Raw genomic sequence first — 24,943 nt, forward strand, 5'->3', positions numbered from 1 at the left:
GCGTCCGGCCGCGCTACGGCAGGGCGTGCACGTGCGGTCCCACCGCGTTGGACCACGCGTTGCCCGCCGCCGCGTCCCAGTTCGTCGACCAGGTCATGGCGCCGCGGAGGTCGGGGTAGGTCCTGGAGGGCTTGAAGGAACCGCACCCCGTGCCCTTGGTGAGGCAGTCGAGCGCGTTGTTCACCACGGCCGGGGAGACATAGCCGCTGCCCGCCCCGCTCGTGGACGCCGGCAGGCCCAGCCCCACCTGGGACGGGGACAGTCCGCCCTCCAGCTGGATGCAGGCCAGGGCCGTCAGGAAGTCCACCGAGCCCTGGGAGTAGACCTTGCCGTCGCAGCCCAGCATCGAACCGCTGTTGTAGTACTGCATGTTGACGACCGTGAGGATGTCCTTCACGTTCAGCGCGGTCTGGAAGTACGCGTTCGACGTCGACTGCATGTCGATCGTCTGGGGCGCCATCGTGAGGATCAGGCCCGGCCCCGCCTTTGCCGACAGCGATCGCAACGCCTGGGACATGTAGGTGGCGTTGAGCCCGTTCTCCAGATCGATGTCCACGCCGTCGAAGCCGTACGTCTGCATCAGCGCGTACACCGAGTTCGCGAAGTTCGCCGCCGAGGACGAGTTGCTCACCGACACCGTGCCGTTCTGGCCGCCGACCGAGACGACGACCTTCTTGCCCGCCGCCTGCTTCGCCCTGATGTCCGCCTTGAACTGGTCGACGGTGTACCCGCCCAGCCCTGCCGAGTCCAGGTTGAAGGTCACGGCACCCGGAGTCGTCGTCGCGTCCGCGAACGCCACCGCGATGATGTCGTACTGCGACTGCACCGCCGACAGCTTCTGGACCGTGGCCCCGTTGTTGAAGTTCTGCCAGTACCCGGTGACCGCGTGCTTGGGCAGCGCGCCGCCCCCGCCGCCCGTGGCCGACGTCCTGCCCGTGACCGTCGTGGACCTGCCCGACTCGCCGGCCGAGTTCGTCGCCGTCACCTGGAAGCCGTACGACGTCGACGCGGCGAGCCCGGTCACGGTCGCCGAAGTCCCGGTGACCGCCGTGACCTTCGTGCCGTCGCGGTAGACGTTGTAGCCCGTCGCCCCGGACACCGCGTTCCAGGCCAGGGAGACGGACGAGGACGACGTACCGGAGACGCTCAGGCCGCCGGGCGTCGAGGGGACGGTCGGGGCCGGGTCGCCGCCCCCGCCCCCGTCCGGGCCGTACACCGAGACGTCGTCGGCGAGGTACGCGGCCTGGCCGTACCAGCCGTGCGTGTACACCGTCACCGAGGTCGTCGAGGCGCCGGTCGTGAAGGTCGTCGACAGCTGCTTCCAGGTGGAGGAGTCCGGGGTCCAGGTCGACACGTCCGTCGTGCCGGTGCCGGTCGCGCCCAGGTAGGCGTAGCCGCCCTGCACCCAGGCGCTCAGCGTGTAGGCCGAGTTCGGCTTCACGGCCACCGTCTGGACGCACTTCGCGTTGTCCTGGCCGGCCGGTGTCGCCTTCAGCGCGGCCGAGCCGCCGTGCACGGGGGAGGAGACCGTCGTACCGCTGCCGGCGGAACAGGTCCATCCGGTCAGGCCGGACTCGAAGCCGGCGTTCTTGGCGTTGTTGACGTCGGCGGCGGAGGCGGGTCCCGCGAACCCCAGGGCGAGGGCCGCGACGACGCTTGTCGTCCAGAGCCGTCTTCTGCTGAGTATGGGCATGACAAGAGAGTTGGTCCAGACCAATCCCGCTGTCAAGGATTCCGTCGAGGATGGATGCCCAACCGGCCTTTCTCTGGCCCGCGCACGTGGCAAGTGCGCCCCATCTGGGCAGGAATCGCCCGCTTTTGATCTGTCACACAGGCCAGGAAGTCACAGAATCGCTGTTCTCCGGTCACAGAGCCGTGGTTACAGTGCTCAGGTAGTCACGCAGTGAAGTCGACCGGGTGCGCCGGAGTGATCCGTCGGGCCCACGGGCATGGGATACGGGGAGCTGCGCGTGCCAACTGCCATCGCAGTGACCGGTGCCGACATGGCGCTGCCGGCGCAGGACGAGCGGACCCTGCCCGCCGTCGTGCTCGACGGCCTCGACCGGCAGCCGCTGGACCACTCGCTCGCCGCCCTGCAGTCGCTCATCGACCAGCACGGCCATGTGATCGTCGTGTACTCCCACGGGGTGCCGCCCGCCGTGGACCAACGGCTGCGCACCGTGCGATCCCTCCTGGAGAGCGACCGGATCGCCCTGTTCCGTCCCGAACTGCCACCCCTCGGGGTCGCCGTCCTGGCCCGCCAGTTGAGACAGCTCGCCTCCTGCGACCTCAGCCCCGGCGTCCTCGCCTCGGCGGGCCGGCTCCTCACCCACTACCTCCACGCGGGCGCGCTCCTAGGCTCGGTGGCCAAGCTCGACCGGGTCCCCGTCGGGCTCAGGTCGCACGCCAAGTCCTGGGTCCCCGGCAGCCAGTTCGCCGTGCTGGCCCACCCCCAGCCGCAGCTCGTCAGGATCACCCCGGACGCCGCGCTCGCCGGCCCGGAGTTCGCCACGTCGATGCTCGTCGCCCGCGGCCAGCTCCAGTCCGACTGGGTCTCCGGCTCCCTCGCCCGGTCCTGGCGGATCCAGGGGCTGCGCGAGACCCCGCTGCCCGCCGAGTCCCCCGAGTGGTGGGGCACCGGCAAGCTGATCGAGTTCTGCACCTTCCTGCCCGACCTGTCCGTCCTTTACCAACTGGTCACCTCGGTACGGCAGAACATCTGTCACTGGTGCGGTATCGACGTCATCGGAGACCGCTGCGTCTTCTGCTCGGCCACCGCACCCGTGACACCCGCAGCCCAGCAACAACAGCAACAGCAGCTGCAACCGCAGCGACAGCACCAACTGCCCGCCGGGTGAGCCGTACCGGATCGCCCCCGCCCCCGATTCCGCTCGACCGAGCCCCCCAACGAGGTTGTACGGTTCATGAACTCCCGTCAGCGCCGCGGCGTGATACTCCTGCTCCTGTCGGTCCTGGGCGCCCTCGCGGCCTTCGCCGGCGTGCTCTCCGTCATCGACGACGTGAAGTCCAAGGTCGGCCCCGAGGTCACGGCGTACGAGGTCAAGAAGGACATCGAGCCCTACACCCGGCTCACTGCGGCGCAGTTCGAGAAGACCGAGATGCCCGAGCGCTGGCTCTCCGCGAACGCGATCACCGACCTCGACGCCATCCGCGACAAGATCGCCGTGACGACCCTGAAGAAGGGCTCCCTGCTGCAGAGCGACATGATCGTCGACCAGCCGGCCCTGCAGCCCGGGCAGCAGGAGATCGCCATCATGATCGACGCGGCGACCGGCGTCGCCGGCAAGATCACGGCGGGCTCCGCGGTCAACGTGTACGCCACCTTCGAGGGGCAGCGGGAGGGTGATCCCGACCAGTCCAAGATCATCGTGACGAACGCACGGGTCCTCGACGTCGGCGACCTCACCCCTCTCCAGCCGGACGCCGACGACCGCACCCGCGCCGCCACCGAGGCCCGCCCGATCACCTTCGCGCTCTCCGCCCTCGACGCCCAGCGCATCACCTACGCCGAGTCGTTCGCCAAGCGGGTCCGGCTCGCGCTGGTCGCCCCGGGCGAGACCGGGACCGTGCCCGAGCAGGAGCGCACGTACGAACTCGCGAAGGACAAGTGAGAGGCCGCCATGCCCACGAGGATCCTTCCGGCCGTCGGCGACGCGGACGCGGTCCGCTCCCTCACCACGCTGCTCAGCCAGCTCCCGGACGCCGAGCCCGTCGCCCCGGTCACCGACTCCACCCAGCTCATCGACACCCTCGCGCGCCTGGCGTCCGAGTCGATCGACGAACTGCCCGAGGTCGTCGTGGTGCACGAACGGATCGGGCCCGTCCCGGCCCTGGAACTCATCCGTGAGGTCGCCCTGCGCTTCCCGGCCGTCGGCGTCATCCTCGTCACCTCCGACGTCAGCCCCGGCCTCTTCCAGGCCGCCATGGACTACGGCGCCCGCGGCCTGATCTCCCTCCCGCTCGGCTACGAGGAGCTCGCCACCCGGGTGCACGCGGTCGCCCAGTGGTCGACAGGGGTACGACGGCACCTGGGCGCCGCGGGAGACGTCTTCACCGGCGTCGGCGGCACCGTCGTCACGGTCAGCGGCGCCAAGGGCGGCGTCGGCGCCACCACCACCGCCATCCAGCTCGCCCTCGCCGCCCAGGCCTCCGGCCGCACCACCGCCCTGCTCGACATGGACCTCCAGAGCGGCGATGTCGCCTCCTACCTGGACGTGCAGTTCCGCCGCTCGGTCGTCGACCTCGCCACCATCAGCGACATCTCGCCGCGCGTCCTCGCCGACGCCGTCTTCTCCCACGACACCGGCCTCGCGCTGCTGCTCGCCCCCGGCGAGGGCGAACGCGGCGAGGAGGTCACCGAGCGCGCCGCCCGCCAGATCGTCTCCGCCCTGCGCTCCCGCTACGAGGTCGTGGTCGTCGACTGCGGGGCCCAGCTCAGCGGGGCGGGCGCCGCGGTCGTCGAGATGGCCGACACCGCGCTGTTGGTCACCACCCCGGACGTGGTCGCCGTGCGCGGCGCCAAGCGGGCCGTGCGCATGTGGGACCGGCTACAGGTCCGCAAGGCCGAGGAGACCACCGTGGTCGTCAACCGCCACAGCCGCGGCACGGAGATCCAGGCCCCGCTCATCCAGAAGATCACCGGCACCGGGGTCGCGGCGACCGTCATCCCCGCGAACTTCAAGGAACTCCAGGGCGCGGTGGACGCGGGCCGGGTCCACGAACTCGACGCCAAGGGCACGGTCAAGCAGGCCCTGTGGACACTCGCCGGTGAACTGGGCCTGGTCAAGGGCACGGAGGCGAACTCCCACCGCAACGGAGGCCGGGAGCGGGGCGCGTTGGCCTTCCGGCGACGCAAGGAGCTGGGGAGATGAGCACCGCGGCCGGGGGGTCGCTTTATGGCGGGGCGGGTGATGGGGGCCTGTTCTCGGGTGGGCCGGGTGATGGGGGCCCGCTTTCCGGTGGTCCGGGTGCCGGTGGCCTGCTCCCGGGTGGTCGGGGTGCGGGGGGCCTGTTCTCCGGTGGTCCGGGTGCCGGTGGCCTGCTCCCGGGTGGTCGGGGTGCGGGGGGCCTGCTTTCCGGCGGGCCGAGTGCCGGGAGCCCGCTTTCCGGCGGTGCGAGTGCCGGTGGCTTGCTCTCCGACGGTCCCGGTACGGGGGGCCTGCTCTCTGACGGGCCGGGCGCGATCAGTCCGTGGTCCGAGGGCGTGAGTGCCGATGGTGTGCCTCCCGGGAGCCTGCTCCCTGGAGGCGCGGGTTTGGTCTCCCGTGACACCGGGACGGCCGGTGGGCCCGGTCCTGGGCGGGCCCGTGGGGACGACGGGCAAGTGACGATCGAGTTCCTCGGGATGACCCCGCTGATCCTCGTCACCCTGGTGCTGCTGTGGCAGTTCGTGCTGCTGGGGTACACCTTCACACTCGCGGGGAATGCTGCGGACGAGGCGGTACGGGCCGCGACCGCGGCGGCGCCGGGGGAGCGGGAGGCCGCGTGCGAGCAGGCGGGACTGGACAAGCTGCCCGGCGCCTGGAGCGGCCAGGTGACCTGCAGCACCGGCGGCGGCTATGTCACGGCCGACGTCCGTCTCGACGTCCCCGTCCTCTTCCCGGGCACGATCGCCTTCCCCTTCCAGGTCGACGGACACGCGGGCGCGGTGGAGGAGGACAAGGACTGAGATGTCGTACTCCCCGAAGAGCCCCCGCGACCGCGGCCAGGTCGCCATCGAGTACCTCGGGTTCATCCCGATCCTGATCCTCGTCGCCATGGCGGGCGTGCAGATCGGGCTCATCGCCTACACCGCCCAGCAGGCCGGTACGGCGGCCAGGGCCGGGGCGCGGGCCGCCTCGCTCGACCTGAGCGCGCAGGAGGGCTGTGTGAACGCCATCAGCGACTGGCTGTCCGTCGACTGCGCCGAGGGCGGGGGCGGCGACTCGGTCACCGTCACCGCCACCGTGCAGATCCCGTCGATCGTCCCGGGCTGGAGCTTCGACCCCGCCGTGAAGACCGCCACCATGCCGCTCGACCACTGAACGAGGTACCCCATGAGCCTGCGGTCCCGCATCAACACCCCCGAGGAGAACGGCAGCCGGGGCGAGGACGGCCATCTCGTCTCCTCCTACCGGGCCAAGCTCCTCGAGGAGATCGACCTCGCGGAGATGAGCTCGCTGGCGGCGGCCGAGCGCCGGGCCCGCCTGGAGCGGGTGCTCGGGCACATCATCAGCCGTGAGGGCCCGGTCCTGTCGACCGTCGAACGCTCCCAGCTGATCCGGCGGGTGGTCGACGAGGCCCTCGGCCTCGGCATCCTGGAGCCGCTGCTCGAAGACGCCTCCATCACCGAGATCATGGTCAACGGCCCGGACTCGATCTTCGTCGAACGCGCGGGCCGCGTCGAGCAGTTGCCGCTGCGCTTCCCGTCCCACGACCAGCTGATGCAGACCATCGAGCGCATCGTCTCCACGGTCAACCGGCGCGTGGACGAGACGAACCCGATGGTCGACGCGCGCCTGCCGTCCGGCGAGCGCGTCAACGTCATCATCCCGCCGCTCTCCCTGACCGGCGCCATCCTCACCATCCGCCGCTTCCCCCGCTCCTACACGCTCCAGGAACTGGTCGGCTTCGGCTCGCTCGACGAGAACATGCTTTACCTGCTGGCGGGCCTGGTGCAGGCGCGCTTCAACATCATCGTGTCGGGCGCGACGGGCACCGGGAAGACGACCCTCCTCAACGCGCTGTCCGGGCTCATCCCGGAGGGCGACCGGATCATCACCATCGAGGACTCCGCCGAACTCCAGCTCCAGCAACGGCACGTGGTCCGGCTGGAGTCGCGCCCGCCGAACGTCGAGGGCCAGGGCCGGGTCACCATCCGCGACCTGGTCCGCAACTCACTGCGCATGCGGCCCGACCGGATCGTGGTCGGAGAGGTCCGCGGCGGCGAGTCCCTGGACATGCTCCAGGCGATGTCCACGGGCCACGACGGCTCCCTCGCCACCGTCCACGCCAACAGCGCGGAGGACGCCCTGATGCGGCTGAAGACCCTGGCCTCCATGTCCGAGGTGGAGATCCCCTTCGAGGCGCTGCACGACCAGATCAACAGCGCGGTCGACGTGATCATCCAGCTCACCCGGTTCGCCGACGGCGCCCGCCGGATCACCGAGATCGCCCTGCTCGAGAGCAACGGCAGCGAGCCGTACCGCCTGGCGACGGTGGCCCGCTTCGACGCCCAGCCCATGGCGGCGGACGGCAGGATCTACGGCCGGTTCGAGTACTTCCCGCTGCCGCGCCGTACCGTCGACCGCCTCTACATGGCGAGCCAGCCCACCCCCCAGGCCTTCGGGGTGGCCCAGTCCGCGGCCCAGTTGGCCATCCGAGAAGCCAGGTAGGACCCACCCCCATGGACCTGCAGACCCTAGTCACGCTCACCACCGGCGCCACCCTGCTGACGTGCGTGCTCGCCGTCGTGGGCGTCCACTTCTACGCCAAGGGCCGGGCCCAGCGGGCGGCCCTCGTGGACCGGTTGTCGTCCGCGGGCCAGGTGCAGTACACCGGCCGCCGCCGGCACTTCCGCGACCTGGACCGCCGGCTGCGCCGCACCCGGCTCGGCCGAGGGCTGGAACTGCGGCTGGCGGCGACGGGTCTCGACGTGACGCCGGGCGAGTTCTTCGCCGCGATGATCGCGGTCGTCGGCGGGCTGTGGCTGATCGGCCAGGCCACCCTGGCGCCCTTCTTCGGCCCGCTGGCCGGACTCGCGGGTGTGTGGGCGGCGGTGCAGTTCCTCAACTGGCAGCGCCAGAAGCGCATCGAGAAGTTCATCAACCAACTCCCCGAACTGGCCCGCATCCTGGCCAACGCCACCCATGCCGGCCTCGCCCTGCGCACCGCGATCGGCATGGCCGCGGAGGAGCTGGAGGCCCCCGCCGGAGAGGAACTGGGCAACGTGGCGAACCAGTTGGCGGTGGGCGTGTCCATGGAGGACGCGCTGGACGAGATGGCCAAACGCCTGCCCTCCCGGGAACTGGTGGTCCTGGTGACGACCCTGGTGCTGTCGAACCGGGCGGGCGGCCAGGTCGTCAGCGCCCTCAGGAACCTGACCGAGACGCTGGAGGAACGCAAGGAGACCCGGCGCGAGGTCCGCACCCAGCTCTCCCAGGTCAGCATGACGTCGTACGCCGTCCCGGTCCTGGGCATCGGCTCGCTGTTCCTGATGAACGGCGTGAAGGACGGCGCGCTTGAGCGGATGACGGGCTCACCGCTGGGCCAGGGCGCGGTGATCATTGCGTTCGCCCTCTACGCGGTCGGATTCATCCTGATCCGCCGGCTGTCACGGATCGACGTCTGAGGAGGGGGCGGTCATGATCGGTATCGGACTGGCCCTGTTGATGGCCGTGAGCGTGTGGGGCGTCTTCGCCGGCATCCGCATGTACCGGGCGGAGGCGAAACTCCCGAGCGACCTGGTGCTGGCACTGGAGGTCGGCTCCACCCGCACCGGCGCGGTGGACTCCCTGATCGACCGCATGGGCATGCGCTACGCCCCCGCCGTCCTGCGCCTGATGGGCCCCAAGCAGGTGGCGAAGTACCGCCGCAGGATCGACCTGGCGGGCAACCCGGGCGGCCTGACCATCAACCGCTACGCGGCCCGCAGGGCGGTCTACGGCTTCCTCGGCGCCCTGGGCTTCCTGGTGTTCCTGCTGCGCGGCCAGATCCTGGTGGCCCTGCTCCTGCTGGCCTTCGGGGCGTTCTGGACGGAGGTCGGCATCTGGTCGGCGATCCGGGTCAGGAAGGACGTCATCGAGCGCACGCTCCCCGACTTCCTGGACGTCCTCGCGGTCGTGGTGAGCGCGGGTCTGGGCTTCCGTCAGGCCCTGGACCGCGTCGCCTCGAAGTACGAGGGCCCCTGGGCCGACGAACTGCGCATCACGCTGCGCCAGATGGACCTGGGCATGAGCCGCCGCCAGGCCTTCGCGGAACTCCGCAGGCGCAACGACTCCGAACAGGTGGCGATGTTCGTGACGGCGCTCCAGCAGGGCGAGGAGCTGGGAGCGCCCATCGTGGACACCCTGGTCTCCCTGGCCAAGGACATGCGCCGCACCGACGCCCAGAACGCCCGCCGCAAGGCCGCCCGCGCGGTCCCCAAGGCCACCATGATGATCACCACCTTCATGGTCCCGGCCACGATGCTGCTCCTGGCCGCGGGGCTCCTGCTGGGCTCGGGCACCGACTTCGGCACGATCACGGGGAAGTAGGCGGGGCCATGTCGATGACGGGTGTGCGGAGGGTGGCGCGGGGGAGCGGGCCGAGGCCGGCGCGGAGGCGCAGGGCGGAAGCCGGGTCCCGGCCCGCGGGTGACACAGGGGCGGCGATGCCGGGGCTGCCGCCGTGGGCCGTGGCGACGGAGGACGTGACCGCACGGGCGGCCGCCGAAGGCGACCGGCCCGCACAGGGCCCTCCGGCACTCGACGACGACCTCCGCGCACGTGGTGCGGCTGGGGACGCGGACAGCGCGCCCGCCCACGCACCCGCACTCGACATCCAGGTCAACGCCCTCCAGGCCATGTGCCGCCAGGTCTTCGGCTTCCGGCTGGCGATGATCGCCCTCGCCGCCCCCGCGGCCCTCCTCAACGCCGGCCCCGGCCTCGGCACCCGCCTGGTCGGCGCCGCGGTGGTCGTCACCTTCATGGTCTCGTACGCCCTCTTCAGGGACTGGGAGCGCTTCGGCCCCCTCCTGCTGCGCCACCCGTCCCTCCTCGCCGCGGACACCCTCTTCGGCAGCCTCCTCCTGATCTCGGCGGGCCCGGACACCACGCTCGCCTACGTCAGCGTCTGCACCCCGCTCCTCGCCGGCATCGCCTACAGCTGGCGGGGTGCCGCGATCTTCGCGTCCCTGCAGTCCCTGATCCTGCTGCTGGCCCAGACGGCCCTCCCGCACCCGAACACGACCCCCGCCGACTTCCTTCTGCTGCCCGGCTTCTGCGTGATCACGGGCGCGGTCGGCTCCACCCTGCGCAACCTCCTGCTCCGCTTCGGCACGGCGACGCAGGCCCTCACCGCGATGAGGGCCCGCCTGGCCGTGACGGAGGCGATCGCCGAGGAACGGGCCCGTCTGGCACGGGAGATGCACGACTCGGTGGCGAAGACCCTCCACGGCGTGGCGCTGGCGGCGGAGGGCCTGGCGGCTTCCGCGGCGGCCCCCGCCCCGGACCCCGCCCTCCTGAAGCAGCAGGCCGAACTCGTCGCCCGCGCGGCCCGCAGAGCGGCGACGGAGTCCCGCGAACTCCTCACCGACCTGCGCCGGGACCCGGCCCCCACCACGGACGTACTGGCGGAACTGGCGGCCCGCACCAGGAACTTCGGCGCCCGCACCGCGCTCCCCACCAACTACCGGGCCCCCACCCGCCCGCACCCCGCCCTCGCCGTACCGCCCCCCGTGGCCCGTCAGCTCCTCACCATCACGGAGGAGGCGATGGAGAACGCCCACCGGCACGCCGAGGCCACACGGGTCGACGTCACCGCGGACGTCGACCCCGACCACGAACTGCTGCGCATCAGCGTCCACGACGACGGCCGCGGCCTGCCCCCCGACACCACCCTCGACGCACTCCGCCGCTCCGGACACTTCGGCCTGGTCGGCATGGTGGAACGCGCCGAGTCGGTGGGCGCCCGTCTCCACATCGGCGAGGGCGCGGACGCGAAGGGCACGCACGTACTCCTGGAACTGCCCCTGACGCCCCCGCGAGCCGACCGATGACCCCCCACCCCACCCCGAGAGGAGGCCGCGACATGCCGGACGCCCCCCAGCACCCCACCCCACCGATCGCGCTGTTCCCCACGGCCCCGGCCCCGGCCGCCCCCGTCCGGATCGTCGTCGCCGACGACAACCCGGTGGTCCGAGCGGGCCTCACCGCCCTTCTCTCGGGCCGTGCGGACATCACGGTCGTGGCGGAGGCGGCGGACGGCCGGGAGGCGTACGAGGCCGCGAGCCGCCACCGCCCGGACGTGGTCCTGCTGGACGTCCGGATGCCCGGCGTCGACGGGATCACCGCGCTTCCGTACCTCGTGCCGATCGCGCCGGTGCTGATGCTGACGTACAGCGGAGAGCCTCGGACCGTGCAGGAGGCCCTGCGCGGGGGAGCCGACGGCTACCTCGTCCACGGCGAGTTCACGGTGGACCAACTCGTCGAGGCGGTACGGGACACCGTGCGGGGCCGTACGCATCTCACCCCCACGGCGGCGGGCGCCCTGGTCACCCAACTACGCGATGCGAATGCACACGTAGACGCCCATCTCCCGCCCCCAGTAAAGCCAATTCCCCTCAAAGGGCTTTCGCAACTGCAATCATCTGTGGGACAGTCGTCCTCGGACCGGTCGCGTTCCCAACTCAGCGCGAGGGAGGCGGAGATCATGGACCTCATCGCATCCGGCATGACCAACCAGCAGATCGCCGCCGCCTGCTTCATCAGCGAGAAGACCGTCAAGAACCACATCAACCGCATCTTCGCCAAGCTCCACAGCACGAGCCGCTCCGAGGCCGCCGCGAAGTGGCTGGGCACGGCGCCGAGTTCGGGCCGAGGGGTGGGATGACCCGTGCCGATGCGAGCTTGGGCCCGGAATTGGGCCCAGGGGCCCTGCGCCGACCGGGATCCGCGGGTCTACGTTCCGGTTGTCGATGGCGGCGACACCGAAGGGTCTCACGATGAGCAACCGGTTCAACGACGACAAGGGTCAGACCGCGGTCGAGTACCTGGGCATCATCGCGGTGGTGGTGGCGATCGTGCTGGCGATCACGGGCACGGACATCGGCCAGGCCATCTACGACGCGATCGTGGACAAGATCGACGAAGTCATCGGCGCCTGACGCGGGCCCCCCGGCACGACGACGCAGGGCAGGCTTTCCCCATCTACATCACGGTGGTGGCGGGCCTGCTCTTTCTCGCGTTGGCGTTTCTCGCGGTCGGCCAGGCGGGAGCCAACCGGAACGGCGCCCAGACGGCGGCCGACGCGGCGGCGCTGGCGGCGGCCCTGGACACCCGGGACGCCCTCAGGGACGAGTGGGTGCAGAACGTCCTCGATCCCACGAAGTGGCAGGACATCTTCGACGGCCTCGGGGTGCCGTTCGACGGCTGCGCGCGGGCGGACCAACTGGCGGCGCAGAACGACGCCACGGTCACCTGCGGAGTACGGCCGGGACTGCCCCCGGGCTACACGGTCGAGGCCACGACCAACAAGACCGTCGGTGACTCCATCGTCCCCGGCACCGAGAACAAGAGGTCGGTGCAGCAGGCCACCGCCGTCATCGAACCGGCCTGCGATGTCGATCCCCCGGGAGCGGACGCCGACGCGGACGTGCTGCCGACGTTCACGTGCGACGGACGGGAATGGACACTGGACCCGGCGGATCTCGGCGATCTCCCGAAGCCCGAGGATCTCTTCGACGTTCATCTGGCCGACTGACAATCGAACAACAATGGGTGAAGGAAGCGCAGTGATGAGCATTCGGTTCACGGCGAAGGCCCGCAGGGGGATGGTCGCGCTGACGATCGCGGCCGGTCTGGCCGTCGGCGTGGCCGGCTGCGGCGGTGGAGGCGACGACAAGAAGCCGGAGGCGTCCGCGTCGGCCACCAGGAGCGGCGGCTCCGGCGCGAGCACACAGGAGGGCTCGGACGAGCCCGTCGCCGAACTCAGGGGCGAGGACGGGCTGGTCCTGCAGATCGCCTCCGTGCAGCGGGACTCCGGGGGATTCCTCACGGTGAGCGGCGAGATGAAGAACGACGGCGACAAGGCCGCCCGCGTCTCGGTGCGGACGGCGGGCGACGAGACCGAGATCATCAGGCACGGCTCGTCACTGGGCGGGGCGACCCTCGTCGACTCCAAGTCCAAGAAGCGCTACTACGTTCTGCGCGACACCGACGGCCGGCCCCTGACGACGACGGCCATGCCGAGAATCGAGGCGGGCGGGTCCATCCCGGTGTTCATGCAGTTCCCGGCCCCCCCGACGAGCACGACCGACGTCACCTTCCAACTCCCCACCTTCGCCTCCGCCACCATCCAGATCTCCGGATGACGCCCACCATGACCGCCACCCGAACCCCGCCCCGCCTGCTCCTGGCCCTCACGGTCGCCTCGCTCGCCGCGGCCCTGACCCTCACCCCCGCCCACGCGGACGACGGCGACCCCAGCTACCCGCCCGGCACCGAGCCCTCCGCCTCGGCGCCCGTCGAGGTGGACCCCAACGACCCGGACCTGAAGCTCCCGGAAGGCGCCACCCTCGCCGAACCGAAGGTCCTGGACATCAAGCAGGTCGTGGAGGACCAGACCGGGGACGAGCGGCGCGAGGACACCAACGCGGACGTGAAGTTCGCCCTCCAGGCGGAGGTCCTGTTCGACAAGGACAGCGCGAAGCTGAACGGCGAGGCGAGGGCCCGCATCTCCGCCATCGCGGCGGAGATCGAGAACCAGCACGCCACCCGGATCCGCGTCTTCGGCTTCACCGACGACCTGGGCAGCTACGCCCACGGCCGCACCCTCTCCCGGAACCGCGCCAACGCCGTACAGGACGTCCTCGACCAGGAACTCAAGGACTCGGGCATCACCTACGAGGTCCGCGGCTACTCCGAGGACTACCCGATCGCCTCCAACGCCACGGAGGCGGGCCGCAAGAAGAACCGACGGGTGGAGGTGTCGTTCCCGCGGGGGGAGAGCTGAGCCGGGGCGGCCCGCTCAGTGCGGCCGCCGCACCTCCAGGCACTCCACCTCCGGAGAACCGCCGTACGACTCGACGACGGTCCCGCCGGGGCCCGTCGTGCCGTCGAGGCACAGCTCGCCGCCCAGCAGCCGCAGGTCGAGGGTGAACTTCACCTGCTCGCCGGAGCGCCGAGGGCCGTGGATGCGCTCGTCGATGTAGCCGAGGTCGTGGAGGGTCCGCCTCACCTGCCGCGGTGTCGGGGCCGGGGTGTCCGCCAGGGCCTCGGTGATGCGCCGGCCGTGGATGCGCGCGGTGCACTTCTCCACGGAGCCCAGTTCGGTCTCCCGGGCCGCGGCCGAGTGGTCCCGGGATTCTGCGCTGGGCGGTGGTTCATCCTCCGGCAGGGGTGGTTCGGGCAGGAGCGTGGGGGGCGGTCCCGTGAACTGCGGCGGCTCCGGCCCCTCCTCGGGCACCTCCGGAGGTGCGGTGGGCAGATCTCCCCCGCACGGCTCCGCCAGGGAGAGCAGACGCTCCATGAACGGGAGGAAGTCGGGGCCCTCGGTGTCACCGGGTGCGGTGTCCTCGGCTGCGGTGTCCTCGGGTGCGGCCGAGCCCGCGGGGAGGGGCGTGGCCGAGGTGGCCCCGGCCCTTCCGGCGGGCTCGCCCCTCAGGTCGCCGTCGCCGGCCCGTTCCGTGCCGCAGGCGGTGAGGGTGAGAGCACACAGAGCCCCCAGCACAAGCAGCGCGTTGCCGCCGACACGGGGTTTTCCCCCGGAAAGTCGCTTCATCCCTGCAGTGTCGGCTCACGCGCGCTCCGGGGCATGAGTACGGCTACTCAAAGCGGCGCCCGGACTCACCCCACCACGATCTCCACCCGCACCCCCACCCGAACCCCCCACCCCTCCATCGCCCCGGCCTCCGCCTCCAGTACATGCCGGGACCGCAGCCGCGGCAGCCCCAGCCGTCCCGGCCTCATCGTGCGGACGGCGATGACGCGGAGCCGGCGGTCGAGGTAGGCGACGTCGATGGGGAAGCGCATCCGGAAGGTGTGCACGCTGCCCGCGGGGGACAGCAGCAGGGCTCCGGCGACGGAATCCCGGCCGAGCAGTCCCCTCGTCCGGGCGCGGTAGGAGGAGGCGATCTCCAGCGGTACGGCGGCCTCCTCCGGCACGGCGCCCGGCTCCCGCTCGCCGTGCACGATCAGCCGTCCCCTGCCGTCCTGCCAACGCCCCATCCCGAAGCCACCTTCCCGTCATGGTGTTCCCGCGCCGTCCCAGCCGCCCCCCGGTACCGTGGGAGTCGATCCTCTCCCTACTGCCCGGGCCAGGTGTCGGATGCGGAAAATCGTCCTGATGATGGGGATGTCCCTCGACGGCTACATCGAGGGACCCGATCGCGACATCAGCTGGCACCGGGTCGACGAGGAGCTGCACACGCACATGAACGCCACGATCGGCGCCATGGGCGGACTGCTCCACGGCCGGGTCGTCTACGAACTCATGGCCGCCTACTGGCCCACCGCCGACGCCGACCCCGACGCCCCCGCATCCGTCAGGGAGTTCGCCCCGATCTGGCGGGACCTCCCCAAGGTCGTCTACTCCCGGACGCTCACGAAGGTCGACTGGAACTCGACCCTCGTCCGTGAGGTCGTACCCGAGGAGGTCCGCGCGCTGAAGGCGCAGCCGGGCGGTGATCTCGCGCTGGGCGGCGTCGAGTTGGGGACGTCCTTCCTGCGGCTCGGCCTCGTCGACGAGCTGCGGATCTACGTCCACCCCGTTCTCGTCGGCCGGGGCAAGCCCCTCTTCCCGCCCGCCGACACGCTGACCTCCCTGCGGCTCGTCGAGTCGCACACCTTCGGCAACGGCGTCGTGCTGCTGCGGTACGAGGTGGAACCGGAGAGCGGCACCGCCCCGTAAAGAGGTTGTCCCCCGCCCGACGCCTGGGTAGGAAGGGCGGCATGACCGGACTCGGCGCTGTCTTCCGTCCCCAACTCCCTCCTGAGCGGCTGCGGGCGCTCGCCCGGCTCGCGGACGAGTCCGGGCTCGAAGAGCTCTGGCTGTGGGAGGACTGTTTCCGGGAGGGCGGGATCTCCACCGCCGCTGCCGCCCTGGCGTGGACCGAGCGGGTGCGGATCGGCGTGGGACTGCTGCCCGTCCCGCTGCGCAACGTCGCCATCACGGCGATGGAGGCGGCCACCCTGCACCGGATGTTCCCGGGACGGCCGGTGCTCGGCATCGGACACGGCGTACAGGACTGGATGGGCCAGGTGGGCGCCCGCGCCGAGTCGCCGCTCACCTTGCTGCGCGAGCATCTCGACGCGCTGCGGGCCCTGTTGCGCGGGGAGCGCGTCACCACCCGCGGCCGGTACGTCTCGCTGGACGACGTCGCCCTCGACTGGCCGCCCGAGGGCCCCGTCGAGGTGCTCACCGGGGCCACGGGCCCGCGCACCCTGCGCCTCGCCGGCGGGTCCGCCGACGGCACCGTCCTCACCGCGGGCACCCCGCCGGAGGGCGTCCGCCGGGCCCGCGGTCTCATCGAGGAGGGACGGCAGGAGGCCGGGCGGACCGGAGAGCCGCACCGGGTCGTCGTGTACCTCCTCACCGCCACCGGCCCCGACGCCTTTGCCCGGCTGCGCGCCGAACTCACCGAGGAGGGCCTCGCCGACGTCCCCGACCTCGGCGTCGCCGGGGACGCGGAGGCCGTCGCCAAGGCCGTCCAGCGGCTCGCCGACGCCGGCGCCGACACGGTCGTACTCCAGCCGACGGCCGACGAGCCGGACCCGGAGGGTTTCGTACGGTTCACCGCGCGGGAGGTCCGCCCCCTGGTGCCGTGACCGTCGGCCGAAGCGGGACCACCCGGCCTCCCGCCCCCGAAAAATGAGCGGCGCCCCTCCCTTGCCGCCTGCCACGATCGAACCCATGACCTCCACACACACCCGCACCTTCGAGGACCTCGTCGCCGAGGGCGCTGCCGTGCCCACCGAGGGGTGGGACTTCTCCTGGTTCGAGGGGCGGGCCACCGAGGCGCGGACGTCCTGGGGGTACGCCCGCTCGCTGTCCGGGCGGCTGGCCGGTGCCACCGCCTCGCTGGACATCCAGACCGGCGGCGGTGAGGTCATGGAGTTCGCCCTCGGGCAGGGGGCCAGGACACCCGTGCTCGCCGCGGCCACCGAGGGCTGGCCGCCGAACGTCGCCAAGGCCACCGCACTGCTGCGCCCGCGCGGCATCGTGGTCGTCGCCTCGGCGGAGGACGCGCCGCTGCCCTTCGCCGACGAGACCTTCGACCTGGTCAGCAGCCGACACCCCGTCAGCCCCCAGTGGGCGCAGATCGCACGCGTGCTCCAGCCGGGCGGCACCTACTTCGCCCAGCACGTCGGCCCGCGCAGCGTCTTCGAACTCGTCGAGCACTTCCTCGGCCCGCAGCCCGAGGAGCAGAGCGCGGGGCGCCGTCCCGACCGTGAATGCGCCGATGCCGAGGCCGCCGGGCTGGAGATCGTCGACCTGCGCGCCGAGCGGCTGCGGATCGAGTTCCACGACATCGCCGCCGTCGTCCACTTCCTGCGCAAGGTGGTGTGGATGGTCCCCGGCTTCACCGTGGAGGAGTACGAGCCCCGGCTGCGGTCCCTGCACGAGCGGATCGAGTCCGAGGGGCCCTTCGTCGCCCACAGCAGCCGCCATCTGCTGGAGGCCCGCAAGCCGTCCGCCTGAGGTACCGCGCCTGCGACCACCCCCGGATCACTGCGAACCGGACAATGCGTACATCGCGGGCCGACCTGCCCCGTATATCCATGGTCTTCACGGGGTTTCCACATCGTTATCCAAGGCGGCTCGCGTCAGGGCTTCGGTTGACGTAAATTCAAGGCGAGGCAATTCGCGTCAGCAAAGCTGCGCGGTGGCACCGCGCAGAGGAGGGGGCTGCGCGGTGCCGCGCCCACTTCCCGGCGTCAAAGAAACGTTCCGACCCGGAGTCACCCGCGCGGGCGATGCCCCACGACCCCATGATTCCGCTGCGATTCAGCCACGAAACCCCCATGAACAGGGCTTCGTCAGGCCACCGCGCCGTTGCCGCCCGACTGCGGAGAGTAGTTGTGGCACGCCGATGCACGCACCATCCCTCACGAAGGGTTATGGTGGAAACCCCCCCTCGGGCCGGTCCGTCTCCCCCCCACGGACCGGCCCGATTTTTGTTGCCTACGGGACGCGCGCGAGGTGCGTGCCGGACGCGCATGAGAGCGGCGGCCGGGGTACTCGCCCAGGGCGCGGAGCCGTATCGGCAGGCTCTTCGCCGCGTGCGTGCGACCGGTACCGACGACCCGCGGTCGCCCATGCGCCGGAAGGCCCCCAGCAGTTGGCGCCCCGAAGCCCCGGTAGGCTCTAGCCGCGGGGACCGCCATCTCAAAGGGGCTGACTTTCACGTGAACCTGCGCGACAAGCTGCGCGGCCTGCTGGTCAGGCTGTACGCACGCCGGGTGGAGGGCCACCTGGACCACGCCCAGGTGCCCAAGCACATCGGTGTCATCGTGGACGGCAGCCGGCGCTGGGCGAAGGCCGCCGGTTCCACTCCCGTCGACGGACACCGCGCCGGCGCGGAGAAGATCGAGGAGTTCCTCGGCTGGTGCACCGAGACGGACGTCGAGGTCGTCACCCTGTGGCTGCTGTCGACGGACAACTTCAACCGCCCGCCGGAGGAGCTCGGCCCCCTCCTCGGCATCATCGAGGACGTCGTGCGCACCCTCGCCGCCGACGGCCGCTGGCGGGTCCACCACGTCGGCACCCCCGACCTGCTGCCCTCCCCGATGCAGACGGCGCTGAAGGAGGCGGAGGAGTCCACCGCCCACGTCGACGGAATACTCGTCAACGTCGCCATCGGCTACGGCGGCCGCCAGGAGATCGCCGACGCCGTACGGTCGATGCTGCTGGACGCCCAGGACAAGGGCACCTCGATGGAGGAGCTCGCCGAGGCCGTCGACATCGACATGATCGGCCGCCACCTCTACACCGGCGACCAGCCCGACCCCGACCTCGTGATCCGCACCAGCGGCGAGCAGCGGCTGTCCGGATTCATGCTGTGGCAGACCGCTCACTCGGAGTACTACTTCTGTGAGGTCTTCTGGCCGGCCTTCCGCAAGGTCGACTTCCTGCGCGCGCTGCGCGACTACGCGGCCAGGCACCGGCGCTACGGCGGCTGACAGGCGCCGCACAGGGGAGGGCGGTTACCCCGTTCTGGGGCGGAAGTAACCAGGAGTTCACCAGGGCGCCGTCATATGCACTGGCATGGCACCGCATGTTCGAGGGCATAAGCCAAGCAGGTCGATGCCCGAACCACGGGTGTCGGATCTCAGCGGGCGGCACGGGGCCGTCCGCCCGGGAGGCCCTTTGCACCAGCCTTGCCGTGCGGTCTCAGCACGGAAGAAGCAGTGGAGGGCCGGTTCCCGGCCCGTGCAAACGGGCCGTCGACCGGTCCAGCTCCACTCCGTCGCTCCCCGACCTCATCCGAGGGGGTACGTCCTTCCGTGGTGACCAGCACAAAGCGCCGTATGCCTGACCGGCGCACCTATGTTCTCGACACCAGCGTCCTGCTGGCCGACCCGAACGCCCTGACCCGCTTCGAGGAGCACGAGGTCGTGCTCCCCATCGTGGTGGTCACGGAACTGGAGGCCAAGCGGCACCATCCCGAACTCGGCTACTTCGCCCGGCAGGCCCTGCGCCTGCTCGACGACTACCGGGTGAAGTTCGGACGCCTCGACGCCCCCATCCCGATCGGGGAGCTGGGCGGGACCGTCCGTGTCGAGCTCAATCACTCGGACCCCAGCGTGCTGCCCAGCGGCTACCGCCTGGGGGACAACGACTCCCGCATCCTCGCGGTCGCCCGCAATCTGCAGGCCGAGGGGTTCGACGTCACCGTCGTGTCGAAGGACCTCCCGCTCAGGATCAAGGCGTCCTCGGTCGGTCTCCTCGCCGAGGAGTACCGCGCCGAGCTCGCCATCACGGACTCCTCCGGCTGGACCGGAATGTCCGAACTGACCCTGCCCGGCGAGCAGGTGGACATCCTCTTCGACGAGGGGCACGTCTACGTCCCCGAGGCCTCCGAGCTGCCCGTGCACACGGGTCTGACGATCCACTCCGAGCGCGGCAAGGCGCTCGGCCGGGTCTCGCCCGAGGGCAACATCCGCCTGGTGCGCGGTGACCGGGAGGCGTTCGGCATCAAGGGCCGCAGCGCGGAGCAGCGCATCGCGCTGGACATCCTCCTCGACCCGGACATCGGGATCGTGTCCATGGGCGGCCGGGCCGGCACCGGCAAGTCGGCGCTCGCGCTGTGCGCGGGCCTGGAGGCGGTCCTGGAGCGCCGTCAGCACCAGAAGGTCATGGTCTTCCGTCCGCTGTACGCGGTCGGCGGGCAGGAACTCGGCTATCTGCCGGGCTCCGAGTCCGAGAAGATGAGCCCCTGGGCACAGGCGGTCTTCGACACGCTGTCCGCGGTCACCAGCCGCGAGGTCATCGAGGAGGTCACCGCACGCGGGATGCTCGAGGTCCTGCCGCTCACCCACATCCGCGGCCGCTCGCTCCATGACGCGTTCGTGATCGTGGACGAGGCGCAGTCCCTGGAGCGGAATGTACTTCTCACCGTTCTGTCCCGAATCGGCGCGAATTCACGGGTCGTCCTGACCCATGACGTGGCCCAGCGGGACAATCTGCGGGTCGGCCGCTACGACGGCGTGGTCGCCGTGGTGGAGAAGCTGAAGGGGCACCCCCTCTTCGCCCACGTCACGCTGACGAGGTCCGAGAGGTCCCAGATCGCGGCCCTTGTGACCGAAATGCTGGAGGACGGCCAAATCTGAGGTAGTAACCGCCCGTTGGCGCCGTCCGGAAAGGCCAAGAGCCTAGCCGGGCGGCGCCTTCGCGTGTCGAGGTTTCTCGAAATCCCTGGGGTCAAACGGGATGTGAGCTTTCACACGCAACTCAGAATTGCCACCCGGCGTCCGGTTACGGCAGAGTCTCGGTTCTGTCAGGCCCCGCATACGGCACACCTGTACCCCCAGCGGTACGGCACCACAACAGCACCACGTCAACTCCATATCGTTCGCCGTATGCCGCCCGAGCATCACGTGGCGCTCCTCGCAAGGGAGTTGCCCACCGGGCCCGTGCCTCCCGTGACCCCGCAGTTGGGAGGCCAGTGTCCAGGGGCACGATTGCGTCCGCCAGGGTCACCGAAGCGGGCGATGCTGGAAGGAAACCGTGTGAGCCCGATTTCGGTCCGGGGATTCGCAGTGGCCTCCGCCACCGCGGTCACCGCTGTCGGAAGCGTTGTCGGAGTTGCCTCCGGCAGTGTCGCGCAGCCGAACGACGCCGAGGCGACGGCAGCCGACACGACGCTCCTGGCGGACATCCCCGCGGGTGAGCAGGCTCAGGTGCAGACCGCGTCCCTCACGCAGCAGGCCGACACCCAGGCCATCGCCGCGGACGCGAGCGCCAAGAAGATCGCGGAGGAGTCGGCCCGCAAGGCCGCCGCCAAGTCCGCGATCGAGAAGAAGGAGGCCGCCGAGAAGGCGGCCAAGGAAGCCAAGGAGCGCGCCGAGGCCAAGGAGAAGGCCAGCCGGAGCGCCTCGAGCTTCCCGGTCCAGAGCTCGTACACCGTGGCGCAGATCCAGTCGATGGCCGCGTCGATGGTGCCGAGCGGACAGTTCCAGTGCTTCAGCAACATCGTGGACCACGAGTCCAGCTGGAACTACCGGGCCGTCAACGCCTCCTCCGGTGCCTACGGTCTCTTCCAGGCCCTGCCGGGCTCCAAGATGTCGTCGGTCGGTGCCGACTGGCAGACCAACCCGGCCACCCAGATCAAGTGGGGCCTCAACTACATGGACAGCCGCTACGGCAGCCCCTGTGAGGCCTGGTCGTTCTGGCAGGCCAACCACTGGTACTGAGCGCCCGGCTCTCAACCTCGCGAAGCCCCTCCCCGTCCTAGGGGGAGGGGCTTTTGCCATGTACGGTCGGACCGGACGACTCCAGGGAGGAGTGGTGGGGAGAGACGGGGGAAGAGGACGGATCATGTCGCGAGTGCCAGGGTGGATCGGTCGGGTCGGTGCCCGGCTGACCGATGTGGGAGAGCGGTTGGACGAGCGCCGCGCGGAGATGGCCCGTGAGGAGGCCGAGGCCGACGCGGCCGAGCAGCCCGCGCGCAAGCCGCGCAAACCCGCGAGCACCGCCTCCCGCCCGCCCGTCGTGCTGGTTCCCCGCCCCGACCCGGCGCAGGCCGTGCCGTGGGGCGTACGGGTCGCCGCCGAGGCCGGCTGGCGGCTCCTGGTCCTCGCGGGCACCGTGTGGGTGCTGATGCGGATCATCAGCTCCGTCCAGCTCGTCGTCTTCGCCTTCGTCGTCTCCCTGCTCATCACCGCACTGCTTCAGCCGACCGTGGCCCGCCTGATGCGTCACGGCGTCCCGCGCGGCCCCGCCACGGCGCTCACCGCGATCCTCGGCTTCGTCATCATCGGGCTGATGGGCTGGTTCGTGACCTGGCAGGTCATGGAGAACATCGACGACCTCTCCGACCAGATCCAGAGCGGCATCGACGATCTGCGCAACTGGCTCCTGAAGAGCCCCTTCCACGTCACCGACAAGCAGATCAACCAGATCGCCAAGAACCTGCGGGAGGCGGTCGGCGCCAACACCGACCAGATCACCTCGGCGGGCCTGGAGGGCGTCCAGGTGGTCGTGGAGGCGCTCACCGGCATCCTGCTGACCTTCTTCTCCACCCTGTTCCTGCTCTACGACGGCCGGCGCATCTGGAACTGGACGCTGAAGCTGGTCCCCGCGGCCGCCCGTCCCGCCGTGGCCGGCGCGGGCCCGCGCGCCTGGCGCACCCTGACCGCCTACGTCCGCGGCACGGTCCTGGTGGCCCTCATCGACGCCGTCTTCATCGGCATCGGCATCTACTTCCTCAAGGTGCCCATGGCCGTGCCGCTGGCCGTCTTCATCTTCCTGTTCTCGTTCATCCCGCTCGTCGGCGCGGTCGCCTCCGGCGCGCTGGCGGTCCTGGTCGCGCTGGTCACCCAGGGCGTGTTCACGGCGGTGATGACCCTCGCGGTGGTCCTCGCCGTCCAGCAGATCGAGGGCCACATCCTGCAGCCGTTCATCCTGGGCCGCGCGGTGCGCGTCCACCCGCTCGCGGTCGTCCTCACGGTCGCGACCGGCGGCATGGTGGCCGGCATCGGCGGAGCCGTGGTGGCCGTACCGCTGGTGGCGGTGACGAACACGGTGGTGAGCTACCTCAAGGCGTACGCCGAGGAACAGTCGGCGCACCCCGAGGACGAGGACGAGGACGAGGTCGTCACCGGCGAGGAGGGGGCGGCGGAACCGCCTCCGGACCCTGAAAAACCTGCCTCGGATTCGGTCAAATGAGCGCCGAACGCACTGTTTTGAGCAGCCTGCCGATTCAAGTTCCGTCAACTAGCGGCAGGTAGGAAACCCACCCCCGGAATATGCGCCCGGACTGATACACATTCCCTCCTCAGCGCTACGCGTCAGGCGTATGTGCGAGGCGGCGGGGGGTGTGATGTCGGGCCACGAACACCTGGCGCAGGCCCTGGCCGCGTGCGGCCGTGACGGCTTCACCGGGGAGCTGCGGATCACCGGGACACCCGGCGGCACCTTCCACTTCGGGGACGGCCGGGTGGTCGCCGTGGAGTCGCCCGGCGCCCCGGGACCCGAGGCGCTGCTGCTGCGCTCCGGGCGGGTCAGCGGCGAGCAGTGGGCCGAGCTGGTGCGGGAGTCGGGCGGCTCGCGCTGGCCGGCCACCGCGCTCATCGCCCACGGCTACGCGGGGGCCGCGCAACTGCGGGTGGTGTGCGCGCTCGCCCTGCACGACGCCGCCTTCGCGATGGCCGCGGGTCGGGTGGAGGAGTGCGAACGGCTGCCCACCGCGGAGCCGTTCGCGCAGGTCCCGCTGGGTGAACCACCGCTGAGGCTGCTCCAGGAGGCGATCCGCAGACTCACCGCGCTCGCCGCGCTGCCGCACCCCGTGCACCCCGACCGGGAACGGCCCGTGCCCGCGGGCACGGACCACGGATCCAGCATTCTGCGGCGCGAGCTGCTCACCCACGCCGACGGCCGCAGTACGGCCCGCGATCTCGCCTTCCGGGTCGGGCGCGGTGTCTACACCGTGACGGTCGAGGTGGCGCGCATGCTCGACGAAGGGCTGCTGGTGTGCGCCGGACCGCCCGCACCCGTCGCGGTCCGCTCCCTCCCCGACGGCGACGCACTCCGGCCCCGCACACCCACCCCCGTGGAGCAGCCCCCGGCGCTGACGAAAACCGATCTGCCCCGCCGAAAACCCGGCAGCCTCTTCCGACTCCGAAACGGAACGCCCAAATGAAAAAGCCGATCAGATGTGACAAGAATCAGGGGAGTTGAGTATATGGATCACCAAGCCCTGGCGCTCGAAATGCGTTGTCTGCGCGAACAGGTCACCGGAATAACGGACACCGCGCTGGCCGCCGCGGACGGGCTGCTCATCGCCGCGGACACCGCCGACTCGATCGACCCGGAGGGGCTCGCCGCGCTCGCCGCGGCCGGCCTGGGTCTCGCCCGGCGCACCGCCGGGGCGACCGCCCGCGGCACGCTGCGCAGGACGGTGACGTACGGCAGCCACGGCTGCGCCGCCTTCTACGCCGTCGGTGACACCGCCCTGATGGTCGTGCTCGGCGACGAGGGCATGGACGTGGACCAGCTGCACCGGGCGACGCAGCCGACCCTGAACCGGATCGGCTCGATCCTCACCGACAAGGCGACCGAGAAAGCACCAGAAGGAGTCTGAAGGGATGGCGACGAAGCGTATGACCCCAGGTTTCTCCGACCAGGTGATGGGCCTGGTCAAGTCCCTTCGCACCGATGCACCCGACTGCGTCGCGTCCGGCGTGGTCGACATGTCCACCGGCATGCTGCTGTCCTACGAGACGGTCGAGAACCACCCCCCGGAGGTCCTGGACCTCCTGGCGGGGGCGACTCTCGACCTGTTCCAGGGCCGCACGGTCGTGATGATCGAGGACGTCTTCAAGGAGCGCCGCGGGATCAGCAGCGACAACCACTTCTTCCAGGAGATCCTGGTCAACAGCGAGAACCTCACGCACCTGTTTGTGCGGCTGGTCGAACAGCAGGACGTCGTGGCCGTCGTGGTGTGCCGCAAGTCGGTCAACGTCGGCATGCTGTTCGCCCAGGTCCGGCGGGTGGTGAAGGAGTACAGCCTCTGAGCGGACACCCG

The 24,943-nt window shown here is 70.8% G+C and carries 27 protein-coding genes; 24 read left to right on the plus strand and 3 right to left on the minus strand.

Annotated elements, in window-relative coordinates:
- Positions 1–13 precede the first annotated feature (13 nt).
- Positions 14–1,693 (minus strand): glycoside hydrolase family 18 protein, encoded by a 1,680-nt coding sequence (locus tag IOD14_RS06050; protein ID WP_212669828.1) that lies wholly within the window; start codon positions 1,691–1,693, stop codon positions 14–16.
- A 256-nt stretch (positions 1,694–1,949) separates the two neighbouring features.
- Between IOD14_RS06050 and IOD14_RS06055 the strand changes: the two genes are divergently transcribed.
- From IOD14_RS06055 to IOD14_RS06120, 14 genes are all read left to right on the plus strand, one after another.
- On the plus strand, positions 1,950–2,858 hold the full coding sequence (locus IOD14_RS06055; RefSeq protein WP_123991387.1) for a hypothetical protein: 909 nt from the start codon (positions 1,950–1,952) through the stop codon (positions 2,856–2,858).
- Positions 2,859–2,924: 66 nt separating this feature from the next.
- Positions 2,925–3,632, plus strand: coding sequence for a Flp pilus assembly protein CpaB (gene cpaB / locus IOD14_RS06060; protein ID WP_212669829.1), 708 nt, complete (start codon positions 2,925–2,927; stop codon positions 3,630–3,632).
- A gap of 9 nt (positions 3,633–3,641) precedes the next feature.
- Positions 3,642–4,892, plus strand: coding sequence for an AAA family ATPase (locus tag IOD14_RS06065; RefSeq protein WP_123991389.1), 1,251 nt, complete (start codon positions 3,642–3,644; stop codon positions 4,890–4,892).
- A 473-nt stretch (positions 4,893–5,365) separates the two neighbouring features.
- On the plus strand, positions 5,366–5,689 hold the full coding sequence (locus tag IOD14_RS06070; protein WP_160160183.1) for a pilus assembly protein: 324 nt from the start codon (positions 5,366–5,368) through the stop codon (positions 5,687–5,689).
- 1 nt (position 5,690) lies between these two features.
- Complete coding sequence (locus IOD14_RS06075) at positions 5,691–6,044, plus strand: TadE/TadG family type IV pilus assembly protein (protein WP_123991391.1); 354 nt, start codon at positions 5,691–5,693, stop codon at positions 6,042–6,044.
- A gap of 12 nt (positions 6,045–6,056) precedes the next feature.
- Positions 6,057–7,394 (plus strand): CpaF family protein, encoded by a 1,338-nt coding sequence (locus IOD14_RS06080; RefSeq protein WP_123991392.1) that lies wholly within the window; start codon positions 6,057–6,059, stop codon positions 7,392–7,394.
- 11 nt (positions 7,395–7,405) lie between these two features.
- Complete coding sequence (locus tag IOD14_RS06085) at positions 7,406–8,350, plus strand: type II secretion system F family protein (protein ID WP_123991393.1); 945 nt, start codon at positions 7,406–7,408, stop codon at positions 8,348–8,350.
- Between the two features lie 13 nt (positions 8,351–8,363).
- Positions 8,364–9,254: a DUF5936 domain-containing protein gene (locus IOD14_RS06090; protein WP_212669830.1), complete on the plus strand. Its 891-nt coding sequence runs from the start codon at positions 8,364–8,366 to the stop codon at positions 9,252–9,254.
- A 116-nt stretch (positions 9,255–9,370) separates the two neighbouring features.
- Positions 9,371–10,756, plus strand: a complete 1,386-nt coding sequence (locus IOD14_RS06095) for a histidine kinase (RefSeq protein ID WP_249125847.1) — start codon at positions 9,371–9,373, stop codon at positions 10,754–10,756.
- A 32-nt stretch (positions 10,757–10,788) separates the two neighbouring features.
- Positions 10,789–11,589, plus strand: a complete 801-nt coding sequence (locus IOD14_RS06100; protein ID WP_212669831.1) for a response regulator transcription factor — start codon at positions 10,789–10,791, stop codon at positions 11,587–11,589.
- A gap of 112 nt (positions 11,590–11,701) precedes the next feature.
- Positions 11,702–11,863 carry a Flp family type IVb pilin gene (locus IOD14_RS06105; RefSeq protein ID WP_249125848.1) on the plus strand — a complete coding sequence of 54 codons (162 nt, stop codon included), beginning with the start codon at positions 11,702–11,704 and terminating at the stop codon, positions 11,861–11,863.
- A 56-nt stretch (positions 11,864–11,919) separates the two neighbouring features.
- Entirely contained in the window at positions 11,920–12,459 is a 540-nt protein-coding gene (locus tag IOD14_RS06110) for a pilus assembly protein TadG-related protein (protein WP_249125849.1), read from the plus strand.
- 34 nt (positions 12,460–12,493) lie between these two features.
- Positions 12,494–13,069: a hypothetical protein gene (locus IOD14_RS06115; protein ID WP_123991395.1), complete on the plus strand. Its 576-nt coding sequence runs from the start codon at positions 12,494–12,496 to the stop codon at positions 13,067–13,069.
- 8 nt (positions 13,070–13,077) lie between these two features.
- Positions 13,078–13,710 (plus strand): OmpA family protein, encoded by a 633-nt coding sequence (locus IOD14_RS06120; protein ID WP_212669832.1) that lies wholly within the window; start codon positions 13,078–13,080, stop codon positions 13,708–13,710.
- Positions 13,711–13,725: 15 nt separating this feature from the next.
- On the opposite strand, the gene IOD14_RS44190 is transcribed toward IOD14_RS06120, so the two are convergent.
- Both IOD14_RS44190 and IOD14_RS06130 read right to left on the minus strand, forming a co-directional pair.
- Positions 13,726–14,478, minus strand: coding sequence for a hypothetical protein (locus IOD14_RS44190; protein ID WP_249125850.1), 753 nt, complete (start codon positions 14,476–14,478; stop codon positions 13,726–13,728).
- Positions 14,479–14,543: 65 nt separating this feature from the next.
- Positions 14,544–14,924, minus strand: a complete 381-nt coding sequence (locus tag IOD14_RS06130) for a DUF192 domain-containing protein (RefSeq protein ID WP_212669833.1) — start codon at positions 14,922–14,924, stop codon at positions 14,544–14,546.
- A gap of 100 nt (positions 14,925–15,024) precedes the next feature.
- On the opposite strand from IOD14_RS06130, the gene IOD14_RS06135 reads away from it, so the two are divergent.
- The 10 genes from IOD14_RS06135 to IOD14_RS06180 all read left to right on the plus strand — a co-directional run bounded on the left by IOD14_RS06135 (position 15,025) and on the right by IOD14_RS06180 (position 24,932).
- Entirely contained in the window at positions 15,025–15,606 is a 582-nt protein-coding gene (locus IOD14_RS06135; protein WP_123991408.1) for a dihydrofolate reductase family protein, read from the plus strand.
- A gap of 41 nt (positions 15,607–15,647) precedes the next feature.
- A complete protein-coding gene (locus tag IOD14_RS06140; RefSeq protein ID WP_212669834.1) occupies positions 15,648–16,523 on the plus strand; it encodes an LLM class flavin-dependent oxidoreductase in 876 nt (291 codons plus the stop codon).
- An 85-nt stretch (positions 16,524–16,608) separates the two neighbouring features.
- Complete coding sequence (locus IOD14_RS06145) at positions 16,609–17,397, plus strand: class I SAM-dependent methyltransferase (protein ID WP_212669835.1); 789 nt, start codon at positions 16,609–16,611, stop codon at positions 17,395–17,397.
- Between the two features lie 707 nt (positions 17,398–18,104).
- Positions 18,105–18,878 carry an isoprenyl transferase gene (locus IOD14_RS06150; RefSeq protein WP_123991411.1) on the plus strand — a complete coding sequence of 258 codons (774 nt, stop codon included), beginning with the start codon at positions 18,105–18,107 and terminating at the stop codon, positions 18,876–18,878.
- A 324-nt stretch (positions 18,879–19,202) separates the two neighbouring features.
- On the plus strand, positions 19,203–20,528 hold the full coding sequence (locus IOD14_RS06155; protein WP_123991412.1) for a PhoH family protein: 1,326 nt from the start codon (positions 19,203–19,205) through the stop codon (positions 20,526–20,528).
- Positions 20,529–20,927: 399 nt separating this feature from the next.
- Positions 20,928–21,611: a transglycosylase SLT domain-containing protein gene (locus IOD14_RS06160; protein ID WP_249125851.1), complete on the plus strand. Its 684-nt coding sequence runs from the start codon at positions 20,928–20,930 to the stop codon at positions 21,609–21,611.
- 124 nt (positions 21,612–21,735) lie between these two features.
- Positions 21,736–23,085, plus strand: coding sequence for an AI-2E family transporter (locus tag IOD14_RS06165; RefSeq protein ID WP_212669836.1), 1,350 nt, complete (start codon positions 21,736–21,738; stop codon positions 23,083–23,085).
- 154 nt (positions 23,086–23,239) lie between these two features.
- Positions 23,240–24,058 carry a MarR family transcriptional regulator gene (locus tag IOD14_RS06170; protein ID WP_249125852.1) on the plus strand — a complete coding sequence of 273 codons (819 nt, stop codon included), beginning with the start codon at positions 23,240–23,242 and terminating at the stop codon, positions 24,056–24,058.
- A gap of 42 nt (positions 24,059–24,100) precedes the next feature.
- Complete coding sequence (locus IOD14_RS06175) at positions 24,101–24,499, plus strand: roadblock/LC7 domain-containing protein (protein WP_174269222.1); 399 nt, start codon at positions 24,101–24,103, stop codon at positions 24,497–24,499.
- Between the two features lie 4 nt (positions 24,500–24,503).
- On the plus strand, positions 24,504–24,932 hold the full coding sequence (locus tag IOD14_RS06180) for a hypothetical protein (protein WP_123991415.1): 429 nt from the start codon (positions 24,504–24,506) through the stop codon (positions 24,930–24,932).
- The last annotated feature ends 11 nt before the right edge of the window (positions 24,933–24,943 follow it).

The organism is Streptomyces sp. A2-16 (assembly GCF_018128905.1).
Taxonomy (GTDB): Bacteria; Actinomycetota; Actinomycetes; order Streptomycetales; family Streptomycetaceae; genus Streptomyces.